The 16,960-nt window shown below is 72.3% G+C and carries 16 protein-coding genes; 12 read left to right on the forward strand and 4 right to left on the reverse strand.

The features are described from left to right. The first annotated feature begins 19 nt into the window (after positions 1 to 19). From BM127_RS16465 to BM127_RS16475, 3 genes are all read left to right on the forward strand, one after another. On the forward strand, positions 20 to 2,062 hold the full coding sequence (locus BM127_RS16465; protein ID WP_091200254.1) for an NAD(+) synthase: 2,043 nt from the start codon (positions 20 to 22) through the stop codon (positions 2,060 to 2,062). Positions 2,063 to 2,214: 152 nt separating this feature from the next. Beyond that, positions 2,215 to 2,598, forward strand: coding sequence for a hypothetical protein (locus tag BM127_RS16470; RefSeq protein WP_091200256.1), 384 nt, complete (start codon positions 2,215 to 2,217; stop codon positions 2,596 to 2,598). Between the two features lie 45 nt (positions 2,599 to 2,643). Continuing rightward, positions 2,644 to 3,018 (forward strand): hypothetical protein, encoded by a 375-nt coding sequence (locus tag BM127_RS16475; protein ID WP_091200258.1) that lies wholly within the window; start codon positions 2,644 to 2,646, stop codon positions 3,016 to 3,018. 46 nt (positions 3,019 to 3,064) lie between these two features. Here the strand turns inward: BM127_RS16475 and BM127_RS16480 are convergent, their stop codons facing one another. Next, on the reverse strand, positions 3,065 to 4,363 hold the full coding sequence (locus BM127_RS16480) for a HAMP domain-containing sensor histidine kinase (RefSeq protein ID WP_091200261.1): 1,299 nt from the start codon (positions 4,361 to 4,363) through the stop codon (positions 3,065 to 3,067). Position 4,364: 1 nt separating this feature from the next. Next, on the reverse strand, positions 4,365 to 5,057 hold the full coding sequence (locus BM127_RS16485) for a response regulator transcription factor (protein WP_091200263.1): 693 nt from the start codon (positions 5,055 to 5,057) through the stop codon (positions 4,365 to 4,367). Between the two features lie 101 nt (positions 5,058 to 5,158). Between BM127_RS16485 and BM127_RS16490 the strand changes: the two genes are divergently transcribed. Continuing rightward, positions 5,159 to 5,593, forward strand: coding sequence for a hypothetical protein (locus tag BM127_RS16490; RefSeq protein WP_139227762.1), 435 nt, complete (start codon positions 5,159 to 5,161; stop codon positions 5,591 to 5,593). 68 nt (positions 5,594 to 5,661) lie between these two features. Continuing rightward, positions 5,662 to 6,288, forward strand: coding sequence for a hypothetical protein (locus BM127_RS16495; RefSeq protein WP_091200267.1), 627 nt, complete (start codon positions 5,662 to 5,664; stop codon positions 6,286 to 6,288). A gap of 40 nt (positions 6,289 to 6,328) precedes the next feature. Here the strand turns inward: BM127_RS16495 and BM127_RS16500 are convergent, their stop codons facing one another. Then, the gene (locus BM127_RS16500; protein ID WP_091200481.1) at positions 6,329 to 7,936 is read right to left on the reverse strand and encodes an AbgT family transporter; all 1,608 of its coding nucleotides are present in this window, start codon (positions 7,934 to 7,936) and stop codon (positions 6,329 to 6,331) included. Between the two features lie 5 nt (positions 7,937 to 7,941). Further along, positions 7,942 to 9,318: a M20 family metallopeptidase gene (locus tag BM127_RS16505; RefSeq protein ID WP_091200483.1), complete on the reverse strand. Its 1,377-nt coding sequence runs from the start codon at positions 9,316 to 9,318 to the stop codon at positions 7,942 to 7,944. Between the two features lie 68 nt (positions 9,319 to 9,386). Between BM127_RS16505 and BM127_RS22370 the strand changes: the two genes are divergently transcribed. Genes BM127_RS22370 through BM127_RS16530 form a run of 7 tightly spaced genes read left to right on the forward strand, consistent with a single transcriptional unit; the run spans position 9,387 to position 16,949 of the window. Beyond that, positions 9,387 to 9,563 carry a hypothetical protein gene (locus BM127_RS22370; protein ID WP_157829591.1) on the forward strand — a complete coding sequence of 59 codons (177 nt, stop codon included), beginning with the start codon at positions 9,387 to 9,389 and terminating at the stop codon, positions 9,561 to 9,563. A 9-nt stretch (positions 9,564 to 9,572) separates the two neighbouring features. Then, on the forward strand, positions 9,573 to 10,916 hold the full coding sequence (gene glnA / locus BM127_RS16510) for a type I glutamate--ammonia ligase (RefSeq protein WP_091200269.1): 1,344 nt from the start codon (positions 9,573 to 9,575) through the stop codon (positions 10,914 to 10,916). 12 nt (positions 10,917 to 10,928) lie between these two features. Next, the gene (locus tag BM127_RS21930; protein ID WP_101228908.1) at positions 10,929 to 11,813 is read left to right on the forward strand and encodes a hypothetical protein; all 885 of its coding nucleotides are present in this window, start codon (positions 10,929 to 10,931) and stop codon (positions 11,811 to 11,813) included. Beyond that, a complete protein-coding gene (locus tag BM127_RS16515; protein WP_157829590.1) occupies positions 11,810 to 12,529 on the forward strand; it encodes a type 1 glutamine amidotransferase in 720 nt (239 codons plus the stop codon). The genes BM127_RS21930 and BM127_RS16515 overlap by 4 nt, the downstream gene beginning before the upstream one ends. After that, positions 12,526 to 15,519, forward strand: coding sequence for a bifunctional [glutamine synthetase] adenylyltransferase/[glutamine synthetase]-adenylyl-L-tyrosine phosphorylase (locus tag BM127_RS16520; RefSeq protein WP_091200273.1), 2,994 nt, complete (start codon positions 12,526 to 12,528; stop codon positions 15,517 to 15,519). The genes BM127_RS16515 and BM127_RS16520 overlap by 4 nt, the downstream gene beginning before the upstream one ends. Before the next feature lie 43 nt (positions 15,520 to 15,562). Further along, positions 15,563 to 16,210, forward strand: coding sequence for a SatD family protein (locus tag BM127_RS16525; RefSeq protein WP_231263237.1), 648 nt, complete (start codon positions 15,563 to 15,565; stop codon positions 16,208 to 16,210). A gap of 10 nt (positions 16,211 to 16,220) precedes the next feature. Beyond that, positions 16,221 to 16,949: a hypothetical protein gene (locus BM127_RS16530; RefSeq protein WP_091200277.1), complete on the forward strand. Its 729-nt coding sequence runs from the start codon at positions 16,221 to 16,223 to the stop codon at positions 16,947 to 16,949. Positions 16,950 to 16,960: the final 11 nt, after the last annotated feature.

A 16,960-nucleotide genomic window follows, 5' to 3' on the forward strand; every position in this document is an offset into this window, starting at 1 on the left:
GTGTCCCTAGAGTGAGCGCGTGGACTTCTACTCGGCCTACGCCCAGGGCTTCGCCCGCATCGCTGCCTGCACGGTGCCGGTGCACCTGGCCGACCCGGACGCCAACGCGGCCACGGTCATCGAGGAGGCGCGCGCCTGCCACGACGACCACGTCGCGGTGGCGGTCTTCCCGGAGCTGTGCCTGACCGGCTACTCCGTCGACGACCTGTTCCTGCAGGACACCCTGCTCGCCGAGGTGCAGGAGGCGATCGCGGCGATCGTCGTGGCGAGCGGCGACCTGATGACCATGCTGGTGGTCGGCGCCCCGATCGTGCAGGGCAACCGGGTCTACAACTGCGCGGTCGTCATCCACCGCGGCTCGATCCTCGGCGTGGCACCGAAGTCCTACCTGCCCAACTACCGCGAGTTCTACGAGCGTCGCTGGTTCGCCCCCGGCGACGACCGCGAGCTGGAGTGGGTCACCGTCGCCGGCCAGGACGTGCGCTTCGGCCCCGACCTGATCTTCCGCTGCCTCGACGTCCCCGGCCTCGACCTGCACGTCGAGGTCTGCGAGGACATGTGGGTGCCGGTGCCGCCGAGCGCGGAGGCCGCACTGGCCGGAGCGACGGTGCTCGCCAACCTCAGCGGGTCACCGATCACGGTGGCGCGCGCCGAGGACCGCCGGTTGCTCGTACGAAGTGCGAGCGCGCGCTGCTCGGCGGCGTACGTCTATGCCGCGGCGGGCCAGGGCGAGTCGACCACCGACCTCAGCTGGGACGGCCAGACGATGGTCTACGAGTGCGGCGACCTGCTGGGCGAGGGCGAACGCTTCCCCGACGGGCCGCGCCGCACGGTCGTCGACGTCGACCTCGACCGGCTGCGCCAGGAGCGCCTGCGCCAGGGGTCGTTCGACGACAACCGGCGCACCCACCACGAGCGGACCTCGCGCTTCCGTACGGTCGAGTGGGACCTCGAGCCGCCGGCCGGCGACATCGGCCTGCGCCGCAAGGTCGACCGCTTCCCGTTCGTCCCCGACGACCCGGCGCGGCTCGAGCTCGACTGCTACGAGGCCTACAACATCCAGGTCTCCGGCCTCGAGCAGCGCCTCGCCGCCATCGGCTCGCCCAAGGCCGTGATCGGGGTCAGCGGTGGCCTCGACTCCACGCACGCGCTGATCGTCGCGTGCAAGGCGATGGACCGGCTCGGCCGCCCGCGCAGCGACGTGCTCGCGTTCACGATGCCCGGCTTCGCGACCGGCGCGACCACCAAGGCGTACGCCACCCGGCTCTCCGAGGCACTCGGCGTCACCTTCGAGGAGCTCGACATCCGCCCGGCCGCGGAGCAGATGCTGAAGGACATGGGCCACCCCTACGCCGACGGCGAGCTGGTCTACGACGTCACGTTCGAGAACGTCCAGGCCGGCCTGCGCTACGACTACCTCTTCCGCCTCGCCAACCAGCGCGGCGGGATCGTCGTCGGCACCGGTGACCTGTCGGAGCTCGCGCTCGGTTGGTGCACCTACGGCGTCGGCGACCAGATGTCGCACTACACCGTCAACGCCGGCGTGCCGAAGACCCTCGTGCAGCACCTGATCCGCTGGGTGATCAGCCACGGCGAGTTCGAGGAGGCTGCCAACGAGGTGCTGGCCGAGATCCTCCAGCAGGAGATCACGCCCGAGCTGATCCCGACCGAGGACGGCAAGAAGCCGCAGGCCACCGAGGACTCCGTCGGCCCCTACAACCTCCAGGACTTCACCCTCGCCCACGTCGTACGCCACGGCTACCGGCCGCGCAAGATCGCCTTCCTGGCCCTCCACGCGTGGCAGGACGCGGAGGTGGGGGACTGGCCGCCCGGCTACCCCGCCGACGCCCACGTGGCCTACGACCTGCCGACCGTACGACGTTGGCTCGAGGTGTTCGTGAAGCGGTTCTTCGCCAACCAGTTCAAGCGCTCCGCCCTGCCCAACGGGCCCAAGGTCAGCGCGATCGGGACGATGAGCCCGCGTGGTGACTGGCGGATGCCGAGCGACGCGAAGGGGACCGCCTGGCTGGCGGAGATCGAGCGGGACGTGCCTCTGTCCTGAGCACGCCCCACTTCGAGGGGTGGATCACCGCCCACAGGAGGACCGGACGGGCCTTAGCGCGCCCTTAGCCACGCACTGGAGCGGGGTTAGGCCCACCTCGACGAACCTTCTGGTCATGACGCCGACCCGGCGTCGGACGACGAGGAGGAATCGTGCAGAAGAAGGCAGTCATCGGCGGAGTCGCAGCGGCGGCGGTCGTGGTCGGGCTCGGCACCTGGTGGGCCGTCGACCGGTCGGTCGAGGCCCAGACGACCGAGCGCGGCACCTGCGGCGGAGCCACCTGGGAGCTCAGCGCCGAGGCGGAGGACGGCGGCACCGAGGTCAGCGCCGAGCTGCAGTCCTCCGGTCCGGGCGAGGTGTGGCAGGTCGAGCTGGTCCGCGACGACACCGCGCTGCTCACCGGGGAGCGCACCACCGACGAGGACGGCGAGATCGACGTCGACGCGTTCAGCAACGGCAACCCCGGCGACGCGACCTACTCCGTGACCTTCACCCCCGCCGACGGCGAGACCTGCACGGCCACCCTCGGTTCCTGATCCCCCCACACCCCGACCCACCCCACACCCACAGGAGACACCGCCATGAAGAAGACCCTGATCGCCACCACCGCACTGCTCGCCACCGCCGGCACCACCGTGCTCGTCGCAGCGCCGGCCAACGCCGACGTCGAGAAGCGCGGCACCTGCGCCGGAGCGACGTACGAGCTCAACGTCGACCGCGAGCGCGGCGGCTTCGAGGTCGACGCCGACCTCGACAACGCCCGGGTGGGCAGCGAGTGGCGCGTCGCGATCCGCCACGACGGCAGGCTCGCGATCTCGCGGGTCCTGCGCGCCGACAACGAGGGCGAGCTCGACCTCGGGGTCTACCGCAAGAACAGCGCCGGCACGGACACCTTCAAGCTCACCGTGACGCCGGTCGGCGGCACCTCCTGCTCGATGAAGGTCACCCTCCGCTGAGCATCACCGGCTGACCGACGTCAGCAGAGCACCACAGGAGCCCGGGTCAGGCCGTCCGCAACGTGACGGCCACCCGGGCTCCTCCCATGTCCGAGGTGCCCGTGGTCAGCTCACCGGCGCAGTCCTCGGCGGTGCGGACGGCGATCGAGAGGCCCAGGCCGGTCGAGCCCGCTCCGCTCTTCCCGCGCCCGGTGGCGTCGAGACCGGGCGGCAGGCCGGGTCCGGCGTCCTCGACGACCAGGTCGACGCGGTCAGCGGCGGCGCTGAGCGTGATGCGTACGGCGTCGGTGTCGGCGCTGTGGGAGAAGACGTTGTCCAGCAGCACGTCGACGAGCGCCTCCAGGTCGGCGCGGCTTGCGCCGAGAAGCGGTCCGGAGGTCGCGAGGTCCATCGCGTAGGGCCGGCCGAGGTCCTCGGCGAGCGGCTCCCAGTGGCGGACACGCTCGGCGATCACGGCGACCGCGTCGGTCTGCGGGTCCAGGCCCTCGCGCTCGGAGCGCCGGGCCTCGCGGACGATCTCGTCGACGGTCGCCTGAAGGGAGTCGAGGTCGGAGCCGAGCCGCTCGCGCAGGCCGGTGTCCTCGACCGTCTCGACGCGCAGCCGCAACGCGGTCACGGGCGTGCGCAGGCGGTGGGACAGGTCGGCCACGCTCTCGCGCTCGCGGGCCAGCAGCAGCTGGATCCGGCCGACGAGGCGGTCGACGGCGCCGGCGAGCTCCTGCACCTCTGCGGGACCCTGCAGCGCGGCGACGGGCTCGACGGTGCCGGAGCGGCCGAGCGACTGGGTGTGCTCGGCCAGCTGCCGGATCGGCTGCACGAACGAGCGGCCGAGCCGGTCGACCACGACCAGGGAGCCGGCGAGCAGCACCAGCGCGAGCAGCACCAGCAGGCCCCACGCCACGCCCACCACCGAGTCGAGCCCCGGTTCGTCGACCACGACGCGGATCACCGGTGTGGCCGACGGCAGGGCCGAGTTGCCGCCGCGCGAGACCGGGACGAGGATCTGCGACCCGCCGGGCACGTCGTCCACGCGGGCACGGCCGGTGTTGCGGGCGTCGAGGACGTTGGCGTCCTCGCCGGGGTCGGGACCGATCGCGAGGCCATCGGGATAGAGCACCGTGACCCGCGTGTGGGCGCTGGCGTCGTTGATCCTGTCGACGTACTGCCCGACGATCCCGTCGTCCTGCCCCGAGACGACCGTCTCGACCGCCTGCACCTCCAGGGCGGCGCGGGCCAGCCGGTCCTCGAGCGCATAGCTCCGGACCAGGATGGCCATCGGGATGAGCATGGCCAGCAGCACCATCGAGATCGCCGCGGCGGCGGTGACCAGGAGGCTGCGGCGCACGTCAGTCGGTCCTGTCAGGGGCGGCCAGGCGTACGCCGACCCCGCGGACCGTGGTCAGGTAGCGCGGCTCGGCCGCGGTCTCGCCGAGCTTGCGGCGCAGCCACGACAGGTGCACGTCGACGGTCTTGTCGGAGCCGCCCCACGGCTGGCGCCACACCTCGACCAGCAGGTCGCGCTTGGTCACCACCTCACCGGGCCGCTCGGCCAGGTGGGCGAGCAGGTCGAACTCGCGCGGGGTCAGCTCCACCTCGGTCCCGTCGAGGTGCACCCGACGTCCGGACAGGTCGACAGAGAGGCCGCCGACGGTCAACGTGGTCGGCCGCTCCCGGCCCGATGCCGTACGCCGCAGCACCGCGCGCACGCGAGCGTCCAGCTGGGCGCTGGTGAAGGGCTTGACGACGTAGTCGTCGGCGCCGGCGTCGAGCGCGCCGACCAGGGACGGGTCGTCGGCGCGGGCGCTGGCGATGATCACCGGCACGGCACTGACCGCGCGCAGCATCGACAGCACCTGGGTGCCGTCGACGTCCGGCAGCCCGAGGTCGAGGACCACCAGGTCGGGGGAGGAGTCGACGGCGAGCTGGAGGCCAGCCATCCCGGTCGGCGCCGACGTCACGGTGTGCCCGAGGTCGCGCAGGCCCCGCACCAGCAACGGCCGGATCCGGTCGTCGTCCTCGATGATCAGCACCTCAGCCACGCGGTGACCGTACCGTCCGGCGCCTCGTGCGCCCGGCTCCTTATCCATCCCTTAACCACCACCTCACCTCACGCTGACGTGGGAGCAGGCACGATGGCCCGGTGAGACGTCGGATGCTGCTGATCGGCCTGTGGGCCGCCACCACGGCCGTCGCCGTGCTGGTCGGCGTGTTCGCCGTGTCCACCGTCGGCGCCACCATCCGCGATCGCGGACCTGTCGGTGACGAGGTGATGCGCGACAACTCCGTGGCGCCTGCGTCCGTCCCTGCGCCCGAAGGACCGGCGGTGGGCGACGAGATCGCCGGCGAGTGGGGCGCGTTCGACGTCGAGTGCCGCGACACGTGGGCCTACGGCGTGGGCGTACGCCCCGACAAGGAGGCCGGCTGGCGCATCGTCAGCTGGGAGAAGGGGCCCGACGACGACGTCGACGCGGTCTTCAGCGACGGCCGCAACTCCGTCGACCTCGAGGTGTTCTGCAACCAGGGTCGCCCCACGCTCGCCGAGCTCGAGCGCAACACGCTCGGCGGCGACGACTGAAGAAGGATGCAACCTCTCGGAGAGGGATGGCGTCCTGAGGGGGACACCACCTCGACGGAAGCAGAGACATGACCATCCGCAGCACCTCCACCGGCACGGCCCTCACGGCAGTCGCCCTGCTCGCCACCCTGCTGGTCCCCAGCGCTACCGCCGCTGCACCCGAACGAGCCGTCGAGCAGCGTGCGGCAGCGCCGCGCACCGAGCTGACCTTCACCGTCGAGGACTGCGAGGGTTGCGAGATCCAGCTCACCAGCGCCCTCGGCACCTACGAGCAGGCCGATGCCGGCGAGGTCGACATCTGGACGTCGGGGACGCGCCGGGTGCGCGACGGGTCCGTCACCTTCGACATCGCCACCCGTCGCACGTGGGGCCTGTCGGTCGCGGTCAAGGCGCCGTGGGAAGGGCACACCGGCTACCGCACCACCGTGGCCTGGCGCTACAACGGCCATCTGCAGGGAGACGCCGTCACGCTGGAGGAGGCCGTCACCAGGACGAGGGCCGCGGCCTGCTGGGAGGGCGTACGCCGTCGCGCCGTCACGGTGCCCCTCGTGGTCGAGCAGGTCGAGGTCGACGGCGTGCGCGGCCGCGTGCCCGGCAGCATCGCCTTCGTGCCCACCACCCAGAGCTGGCTGCGCCCCATGCGCAAGGCCTGGGACGGCGTCCTGGGCTCGCAGGACGTCAACATCTGCCACTGAGCGGTGGGCGGTGGGCGTACGTCCGTCCGGGCGGGGGACGCTAGATGCGGATGCCCACGCCCGGCCCGACGTCCGCGCCGGTGACGTAGAAGATGGTCAGCACAGCGACCCACGAGATCCAGAACGGCACCACGAAGGGCAGCATCCGTGAGATCACCGTGCCCAGGCCGGCCTCCGGCTCGTAGCGCTTGAGCATCACGAGGAAGATCCAGATGTAGGGGTTCATCGGCGTGATCACCTGGGTGGCGGAGTCGCCCACGCGGAACGCCGCCTGGACGAAGCCCGGCTCGTAGCCGAGCAGCGCGAAGAGCGGCACGAACACCGCGCCCATCAGCGTCCACATCGACGAACCGCTGACGATGAACAGGTTGAGCACCGACGCGAGCAGGATGAAGCCGATGATCGCGGGATAGCCGGTGAGGCCGATCGACTCGAGCCCGTCCGCACCTGCCACGGCCAGCGCGGAGCCGACGTTGGTCCAGTTGAAGAGCGCGATGAACTGGCCCAGCATGAAGGCCAGGACGATGAAGGCGGACATGTCCTTGATGCCGAGCCCCATCACCTTCGGGACGTCGGCGGCCTGGCGCAGCGATCCGCTGACGAAGCCGTAGGCCAGCGCGGGGCCGAGGAACAGCACGAAGACGATGAAGACCGTCGAGTCGAGCAGCGGCGACTCCGGCAGGAACGCGCCGTCCTCGTTGCGCCACGGTGAGCCTCCCGGCAGCACCGCGACCAGGACGACGATCGCCAGCGCCACGAAGACCAGGCCTGCCACCCGGAGCCCGCGGCGCTCATCGGGTGCGAGGTCGGGGGAGAGGTCGGTGGGAGCCGCGCGCAGGGCCGCGGCGACCTCGTCGTCGGCCTGGGCGCCACCCTCGAGGGAGGCGTCGTCCTCCTCCGCCACCATGTCGGTCGGCGCACCGTCGCGGACCAGCCGCGGCTCGACGAGCTTGTCGATGACCAGGCCGGCGACCAGGGCGAGCACGACGGACGAGGCGATGTTGAACCACAGGTTGGAGATGGGTGTGACCGTCGCGCCGGGATCGGGCAGGCCCGCGGTCACCGCGTTGGTGATGCCGGCGAACAGCGCGTCGAGGCTGGTGACCAGCATCGACGTGGAGTAGCCGGCACCCACGGCGGCGAAACCGCCCACCAGACCGGCGATCGGGTGTCGTCCGGCGGCCTTGAAGACCATCGCGGCCAGGGGCGGCACCACGATGAAGGCGGCGTCGGCCATCACCGACGCGTTCACGCCGACGAACCCGACGGCGTACGGCAGCAGCCAGCGCGGGGCCGAGCCGAGGCTGGCGCGGATGGCCGCGGCCAGCAGGCCGGTGCGCTCCGCGACGGTGACGGCCAGCAGGATCGTCACGACCGTGACGAGCGGCGGGAAGCCGATGAAGTTGGCGCCGAGGTTGACCGTCAGCCAGGTCAGTCCCTCGCCGGTGAAGAGCCCGCGCACCGCGGTCTCCTCGTCGGCGCCCGGGATCGTCACGGACGTGCCGATGAGGCTCAGCACCGTCGAGATCACGCCGACCAGCAGGAACAGGCCGAGGAAGAGCAGGAACGGGTCGGGCAGGCGGTTGCCGACGCGCTCGACGGTGGCGAGTGCACGGTCCGTGCGGGTGGGAGCGGTCGTGGTGGTCATCGCGGTCACGCCTTCCCGAAGAAGGACGGGACGTCGACGGCGCCACCGGCGGCCTCGAAGTCGTCGTCGGCGGCCTTGCGGAGCACGGGGTCGCACAGCCAGTCCGCACTCACCGCAGCGAGGGACCAGGCCGAGTCGAGGACGACCCGGTCGGCCTCCTCGCTGGCCGCGGCGTCCGCGAACTCGCGGGTGTGCAGCGACAGGTCGGCGTCGGTGATCTTCACCATCGCGTGGACACCGGGCATCCGGTAGGAGACGTTGCCGAAGTCGGTGGACCCGGCGAACATCCGCGGCACCACGTCCGGCGGCAGGACCGTACGTCCGCACTCGCCGTACCTCGTGGTCCAGGCGGCGGCGAGCGGTCCGTTGCCCCGGACGGGGAGGTAGGGCGGAGCCTCGTCCCACGTCAGCTCCACGCCGCAGCCGGTCATCAGCGCGGCACCGCGGGCGATGTCGGCGACCCGCTCGCTGAGGACGGCCAGGCTCTCGGTGTGCTCGCTGCGCAGGTAGAACAGCATCTCGGCGTGCTCCGGGATCACGTTGGGGCGTTCGCCGCCGGCCGTGACGACGCCGTGCACGCGGTCGGTCGCGGGCATCTGCTGGCGGTGCAGGCCGACACCGGTGTACATCAGGTTGACCGCGTCCAGGGCGTTGCGGCCCATGAACGGCTGGGCCGAGGCGTGCGAGGTGACACCGGTGAAGGTGGCCCGCAGCTGGCGCCGGCCCAGGAAGACCGGGTCGGCGATGTCGAAGGTGAACGGATGGACCATCAGTGCGGCGTCGACGCCGTCGAAGGCGCCGTGGCCGGCCATGATCTCCTTGCCGCCGCCACCCTCCTCCGCCGGCGTACCGAGCCAGACCACCCGGCCGGGCAGCCGGTCGGCGACGGCAGCGAGCGCCAGGAAGGCGCCGAGGCCGGCGGTGGCGATGACGTTGTGACCGCACCCGTGGCCGATGCCCGGCAGCGCGTCGTACTCCGAGAGGACCGCGATGGTGGGGCCGTCGGGATCGCCGACCTCGGCCCGCAGGCCGGTCGCGAGGCCGTGCGCCTCGCGCACCACCTCGATGCCGCGTGCCTCCACGAGGTCGGCGAGGGCGGCGGCCGAGCGGTGCTCCTCGAAGGAGACCTCCGGGTGCTGCGACAGGTCGTGGCTCGCCGCGACGAGGGTCGGGCCGAGGTCCTCGACCGCAGCGCGCAGGGCGTCGAGCAGGTCGCGGTCGGCGCCGGCCGTGCCGGCCTGCGGGGCGCGTTCGGTGAGGGCGCGACGCCGCGTCTGCTCCGCCAGGTGGCCGAGGAGGAACCCGTCCGGAGGCGTCGGTGTCGACAGGTCGCGCGGGTGGTCGGTGGAGTCGTACGAGGTCTGTGCGTGGATGTCCGTCATGTGCAGCATCCCTTTCCCGTGTGAGCGGGCCCGAGTGGGGCGGCTGGTCCGGCGACGCTAACAGGGCCTTGGTTTCGACACGCTCGCTGCGCTCGCTGCTCAACCAGCGGCGGGGCCGGACGGCGCTCGCTGCTCAACCAGCGGCGGGGCCGGACGGCGCTCGCTGCGCCACCAGCGGCGGGGCCGGACTGCGCTCGCTGCTCAACCAGCGGCGGCGTCGCGCGGCGTACATGCGTGCCCCCTAGGGTGTGGCCATGGGCAAGCAAGAGGACTTCGTACTCCGTGCGCTCGAGGAGCGCGACGTCCGGTTCGTCCGGCTGTGGTTCACCGACGTGCTCGGGTTCCTCAAGAGCGTCAGCGTGGCCCCGGCCGAGCTCGAGAACGCCTTCGACGAGGGCATCGGCTTCGACGGATCGGCGATCGAGGGCTTCGCCCGCGTCTACGAGTCCGACATGCTCGCGCACCCGGATGCCTCGACCTTCCAGATCCTGCCCTGGCGCGGTGGCGAGGACGGCCCCGCGACCGCGCGGATGTTCTGCGACATCGTGATGCCCGACGGCAGCCCGTCGTACGCCGACCCGCGGCACGTGCTGAAGCGCACGCTGACGAAGGCGGCCGACAAGGGCTTCACCTTCTACACCCACCCGGAGATCGAGTTCTACCTGTTCAAGGACGTGCCCGGGAAGGGTGACGAGCCGCAGCCGGTCGACCGCAGCGGGTTCTTCGACCACACCGCGCAGTCGCGCGGCGCCGACTTCCGCCGCGAGGCGATCACGATGCTCGAGGCGATGGGCATCTCGGTGGAGTTCAGCCACCACGAGGGCGGACCCGGCCAGCAGGAGATCGACCTGCGCTACGCCGACGCGCTCACCACGGCGGACAACATCATGACCTTCCGCACGGTCGTCCGCGAGGTGGCGCTGGGCCAGGGCATCTGGGCCTCCTTCATGCCCAAGCCCTTCACCACCCACCCCGGATCGGGCATGCACACGCACGTGTCGCTCTTCGAGGGCGACCGCAACGCGTTCTTCGAGGCCGGCGCGCAGTACCAGCTCTCGAAGACCGGCCGGCAGTTCATCGCCGGGATCCTGCGCCACGCGAGCGAGATCAGCGTGGTGACCAACCAGTGGGTCAACTCCTACAAGCGCCTGCTCGGCGGCGGCGAGGCCCCCTCGTCGATCTGCTGGGGCCACAACAACCGCTCCGCGATGATCCGCGTGCCGATGTACAAGCCCAACAAGGGCCAGTCGACCCGCATCGAGCTGCGCACCATCGACCCGGCGTGCAACCCCTACCTCGCCTACGCCGTCGTGCTCGCGGCCGGCATGAAGGGCATCGAGGAGGGCTACGAGCTGCCGCGCGAGGCCGAGGACGACGTCTGGAGCCTCACCGAGCGCGAGCGGAAGTCCCTCGGGATCGCCCCGCTGCCCAAGAGCCTGTCGGAGGCCATCGACGTGGCCGAGAGCTCCGAGCTCCTCGCCGAGACGCTCGGCGAGCACGTCTTCGACTTCTTCCTCCGCAACAAGCGCGCGGAGTGGGAGGAGTACCGCACCCAGGTCTCCGCCTACGAGCGCGACCGGATGCTGCCGGTCCTCTGAGACCGTCCTGCGATGAGGTGGCTGCGCGACTGGCTCGGCTGGGCCGCGGCCTGGACGCTGGTCGCGCAGGCGCCGATGTGGGTGTGGGTCGGCCTCGACGTCCTGGAGGAGCGGCGGGAGCAGACGCTCGACGCCCAGCCGGTGGCCGGGTGGATGGACCCCGTGGCCCTCGGCCCGGCCGTCCTCGTGCCGCTGGCAGCGCTGCTGGCGCTCGTGCCCCGGACCCGCCGGCTCGGCCTGGCCCTCGGCGGTGTCGGCCTGCTCCTGGCCGCGTGGACCTGGACCGGCTTCGCCGACGGTGACGTGGGTGGCTGGTACGTCGCGCTCTCGGCGGCCGCCGGTGCCCTGGCCCTCGTCGCTGCAGCCGTCGGTCCCGGGTCGTGGGGCGCCCTCGACGATTGCCGGTCGACCCGCGTCGCCGGAGCGCTTGCCGGGCTCGTCCTGGCCGCCGCGGGGGCCTTCCTGGCGTGGACGTGCCTGCAGGGCGGCGCCTACTGGCAGTGGAGCGGCCGGCAGCGGTGGACCTACGGCGCCGGGGTGGTCGCCGGTGCGCTCGTCGTCGTCGCCGGCGCCACGGCCGCGTGGTGGCCGCGCGTCGGTGGTCGCGCGGTCCGCGGCGCGGTCGCGGTCCTCGTCGGGACGTTGGCGGCTCTGCTGCTCTTCGCGGGCTACATCTTCGTGACCGAGGGCGGGGGCGTGGTCCACCGGTGGGAGGAGATCGAGGACCCGTGGAGCTTCGGGACACCGTGCCTCCTCGCCGGCACCGGGCTGCTGGCTGGAGCGGTGGCGGCCGTCCGTCGCCGCGGTGACCTGCTCGCGCTGTCGGTGGGCGCCGGCGTGGCCATCGGACTGCTCGGCCTCTGGCAGGAGTCGACATGGGGGAGGCTGATGTCGTGAGTCCCCGCATCCTGGTCGTCGAGCACGAGGAGTCCTGCCCGCCGCACCTCGTCGGAACGTGGCTGGCCGAGGCCGGCTGCACGCTCGAGGTGTGCCGCCCCTACGCCGGCGATGCACTGCCCGCACTGACGTCGTACGACGGGGTGCTGGTGCTGGGCGGCGAGATGGGGGCCAACGACGACGAGGCGGCTCCGTGGCTCGGGCCGCTGAAGGCGGGCATCCGCGACGCGGTCGCCGCGGGGACCCCGCTGCTCGGGATCTGCCTGGGCCACCAGCTGGTCGCCGTCGCGCTCGGCGGCGAGGTGTCGCCGAACCCGCACGGGCAGACCGTCGGGCTGACCGACGTGCTGTGGACCGACGCGGCGAACGACGACGCCTGGGTCCGCGCACACACCGGCGACGAGGTCGCCATCCACTGGAACAACGACGTCGTGACGCGCCTGCCCGACGACGCGGTCGTGCTCGCGCGGAGCCCGGGTGGGGAGGTTCAAGTGGCCCGCTTCGCCCCGCGGGCCTGGGGGATCCAGGCGCATCCCGAGGTCGACGCGGACGTCGTACGCCACTGGGCGGTGACCGAGCGCGACGAGCACGTCTCGCTGGGCCGGGACCCCGACGCCGTGCTGGCCGCGATCGAGGAGTCCGGTGCTGCGCTGGTCGACCACTGGCAGCCCCTCACCGCGCGCTTCGCCGCGCTGGCGGGGGACGATCGCCCATGAACTCGTCGGGGAGCTATGTCCGTCTCGGCTTCGTCGACGGCGCCGCCGCCGCACGCGGCATCGAGCGGCTCGGCGCCGCCGGCGCACCGCTGACCGCCAAGCTCGCCGCGGCCGCCGACCCCGACGCCGCGCTGGAGGGCCTGCTGCGGCTGGCCGAGTCGCTGGACGAGCGTGAGCCGGGCACCGGCGCGGCGATGCTGGTCGAGGTGGCCGACGACGAGGGCACCGCGATGAGGCTGTGCTGCGTGCTGGGCGCGAGCACCGCCCTGACCCACCACCTGGCGCGACACCCCGACCAGTGGCGCGAGCTCACCGACCCCACGCTCGGCACGACCCGCCCAGCGGCGTACGCCGTGCGCGAGGCGATGCTGACCGCGGTCGGCGCCGATCCGCACGCCGATCCGCCCGTCGCCGGCCTGCCGGACGCGGAGGCGGTCGACGCGCTGCGCGTGGAGTACCGCCGGATCCTGCTGCGCCTCGCCTCGCGCGACCTGGCCCACCACGTCGGCCTCGACGACGCCGCGGCGGAGATCTCCGACCTTGCGGGCGCGACGCTGGAGGCGGCGCTGGCCGTGGCGCGGGCGCGGGTGGGCGAGATCGCCGCCTCGGCCCGGCTGTCGGTGATCGCGATGGGCAAGTGTGGTGGCCACGAGCTCAACTACATCTCCGACGTCGACGTGGTGTTCGTCTACGAGCCGGCGGTGCTGGAGTCGGGGGAGCGGGCCGACGACGGCACCGCGCTGCGGGCCGCCACCCAGCTCGCATCACACCTCATGCGGATCTGCTCCGACCCCACCCGCGAGGGCACCATCTGGCCGGTCGACGCCAACCTGCGCCCCGAGGGCAGCCAGGGTCCGCTGGTCCGCACCCTCGCCAGCCACCGCGGCTACTACGAGAAGTGGGCCAAGACCTGGGAGTTCCAGGCGCTGCTCAAGGCGCGACCCGTGGCCGGCGACATGGAGCTGGGCCGCGCCTACCTCGAGATGATCGAGCCGATGGTGTGGAGCGTCGCCGAGCGCACCGGCTTCGTCACCGACGTGCAGGCCATGCGCCGCCGCGTCATCGACCACATCCCGGCCCACGAGGCCGAGCGCCAGCTCAAGCTCGGCTCGGGCGGGCTGCGCGACGTCGAGTTCGCCGTCCAGCTCCTCCAGCTCGTCCACGGCCGGGCCGACCCGTCGCTGCGCGAGGGCGCCACGCTGAGCGCGCTGACCCGGCTCACCGAGGGCGGCTACGTCGGCCGCGAGGACGGCGAGAAGCTCCACGAGGCCTACTCCTTCCTGCGCACCCTCGAGCACCGGATCCAGCTCCACCAGCTCCGTCGCACCCACGTGGTCCCGGAGGACGAGGCGTCGCTGCGCCGCCTGGGCCGCTCGATCGGGCTCTTCTCCGAGCCGGCCGTGCAGCTCGACAAGCAGTGGCGCTACCACCGCCGTGAGGTGCGCCGGCTGCACGAGAAGCTCTTCTATCGGCCGCTGCTCGGCGCCGTCGCCAAGCTGCCGGGCACCGAGGCGCGGCTCTCGCTGCAGGCCGCGGAGGCCCGGCTCTCCGCCCTCGGGTACGCCGACCCGAAGGCGGCGCTGCGCCACCTCGAGGCGCTGACCAGCGGGGTCTCGCGCACCTCCGACATCCAGCGGACGCTGCTGCCGGTGCTGCTGGAGTGGTTCGCCGACTCGCCCGACCCCGACGCCGGGCTGTTCGGCTTCCGGCGGATCAGCGAGAGCCTCGGGCGTACGCCGTGGTACCTGACGATGCTGCGCGACGAGGGCGAGGTCGCCCAGCGCCTGGCCCACGTGCTCGGCACGTCGCGCTATGCCACCGACCTGCTCGAGCGCGAGCCGCAGGGCGTGAAGATGCTCGGGAACTCGCTGGTCCCGCTCAGCGCCGAGGCCGCGCTCGCCGAGATGAAGGCGCTCGTCGAGCGGGCCGAGACGCCGGAGGCTGCGGCCGTCGCGGTGCGAGCCGTACGCCGTCGCGAGCTGTTGCGGATCGCGTGCGGCGAGCTGGTGGCGGGCACCGACGTCGCGGTCGTCGGGCAGGGCCTCAGCCGGCTCACCGACGCGACGCTGCAGGCCACGCTGGACATCGCCACGGTCTCGGTCCGGCGCCAGCGCAACCTCAAGACCGCGCCCAGCCGGATCGCGGTGGTGGCGATGGGCCGCTACGGCGGCTTCGAGCTGTCCTACGGCAGTGACGCGGACGTGATGTTCGTGCAGGAGCCGGTCGAGGGCGTCGAGGCGCAGGCGGCCGCGTCCTTCGCCCAGGCGGTGGTCTCGGAGGTCCGGCGACTGCTGTCGCTGCCAGCCAGCGACCCGCCGCTCGAGGTCGACCCCGACCTGCGTCCCGAGGGCAAGAACGGCCCGATGGTGCGCACGGTCGAGTCCTACGCCGCCTACTACGCCAAGTGGTCGCACGTGTGGGAGTTCCAGGCACTGCTGCGCGCGGACCCGGTGGTGGGCGACGAGGCCCTGCGGCACCGGTTCACCGAGCTCATCGACCCGCTGCGCTTCCCGGTCGAGGGGATCTCGGAGAGCGACGTCGTCGAGGTGCGCCGGATCAAGGCGCGCGTCGACAACGAGCGGCTGCCCCGCGGCGCCGACCGCCAGACCCACCTCAAGCTCGGTCGCGGGGGACTGGCCGACGTCGAGTGGACCGTCCAGCTCCTGCAGATGCGCCACGCCGGCACCCATCGGGGACTGCGCACACCGCAGACCCTGCCGGCGCTCGACGCTGCGGTCGAGGCGGACCTGATCGCGGCCTCCGATGCGGAGATGCTGGCCGAGGCGTGGCGGCTGGTGAGCCGGGTGCGCAACGCGGTGACGCTGGTGCGCGGCAAGCCTGCCGACCAGCTCCCGCGTGACGCCCGCGAGCGGGCGGCGGTGGCGCGGGTGCTGGGGTACCCGGCCGGCAGCTCGGACCAGATGCTCAACGACTACCTCCGCACCACCCGGCGGGCGCACGCGGTGGTGGAGCGCGTCTTCTGGGAATGAAGATCAGTGGTTCATTGTCGCCAAAAGAAGGTATGCTCTTCATGTGAGCAATGTGAAGAACCAGCCTTCAGTGACGGTGATCGGTGACCTGGTGGGCTCTCGTCGCAGTGCCGACCGGGCGGCCGTTCATGCGCGGTTCGAGCGAGCCGTCGACGCCATCAACGCGGAGTACGCGCTCCCGGTGCCGCTGCGCATCGGCACCGGTGACGAGTTCCAGGGCATCTTCGCCAGCATCGGCGCCGCGATCGCGGCGACCCTCCGGCTGCGGCTCGCCCTGCTGCCCGACGTCGACGTGCGGCAGGGGATCGGGTGGGGGCAGGTGCTCGTGCTCGCGGAGGAACCACGGGTCGAGGACGGTCCGGGCTGGTGGGCCGCGCGGGCCGCGATCGAGACCGTCGAGGCCTACGAGCGCAGGGCGCCGCTGCGTGCGGTGCGGACGGCGTACGTCCCTGCGCCCGACGAGGCGGGGCCTCCTCCCGCACTGGTCAACGCCACCCTCATGGCACGGGACCAGATCGTCTCCGGCCTGTCGGAGCGGTCGATGTCGGTGCTGGATGGTCTGCTGAGGGGCAGGCAGCAGCAGGAGATCGCCGACGAGCTGGGCATCAGCCCGTCAGCGGTCTCGCAGAGGATCCGCGCGGACGGGATCGGAGTGCTGCTGGCAGGGGATGAACTGGTGCGAGGACTGTGAGAGGAGGGCCATGAGCTGGCTCGGGATCCTGCTGATCGGCTTCGCCGTCACGGACCTGACGCACGCCGTGCGTCGTACGCGCTTCCTGCCTGAGTGCGTCGGTGCACTGGTCGCGTTGTGCGTCGGGCTGCTCGCCGGTCTGACGTCAGGTCGTGATGTGGGTGCGTTGCTCGTCATCGCCGTGACGGTGCTGCTGTGGGGCCTGACCGTCACGTGGGGCTTCCGGCACCCGGGGCCCGCGTGGCTGCCTCTGGGTGTCTTCGTGGTTGCCCTCGCCGTCGCGGTGGCGTGCTCGGGGCTGGCGCCGGACGCGGGTGGTCCGCTGGCGCGCTGGCTGGACTCGGTGACCCTGCCGGTCCTGAGCGACGTGAGCGCCGACCGCTTCCTGCTGATCGCCGGTGCCTTCGGCCTCCAGCTCTCCACCGGCAACGTGCTCGTCCGGCTGGTCCTCAAGTCGACCGGCACCCTCCACCCGCTCGCCGACGGCGCGATGCCCCCGACCCGTCTCAAGGGCGGCCGCCTGCTCGGCCCGCTCGAGCGGGTCTTCATCCTCGCGCTCGCCCTCGGCGGCCAGGTGACCGCAGCCAGCGTCGTCGTGGCGGCGAAGGGTCTGCTGCGCTTCCCGGAGCTGTCGTCGCGGCGGGACCAGGAGCGGATCCACCAGATGACGGAGTACTTCCTCCTCGGGTCGTTCGTGTCGTGGCTCGTGGCTCTGGGGTCGTACGTGCTGCTGGTGTGAGGAAGTGCCCG

This window comes from Nocardioides alpinus (genome assembly GCF_900112035.1).
Classification (GTDB): Bacteria; Actinomycetota; Actinomycetes; order Propionibacteriales; family Nocardioidaceae; genus Nocardioides; species Nocardioides alpinus.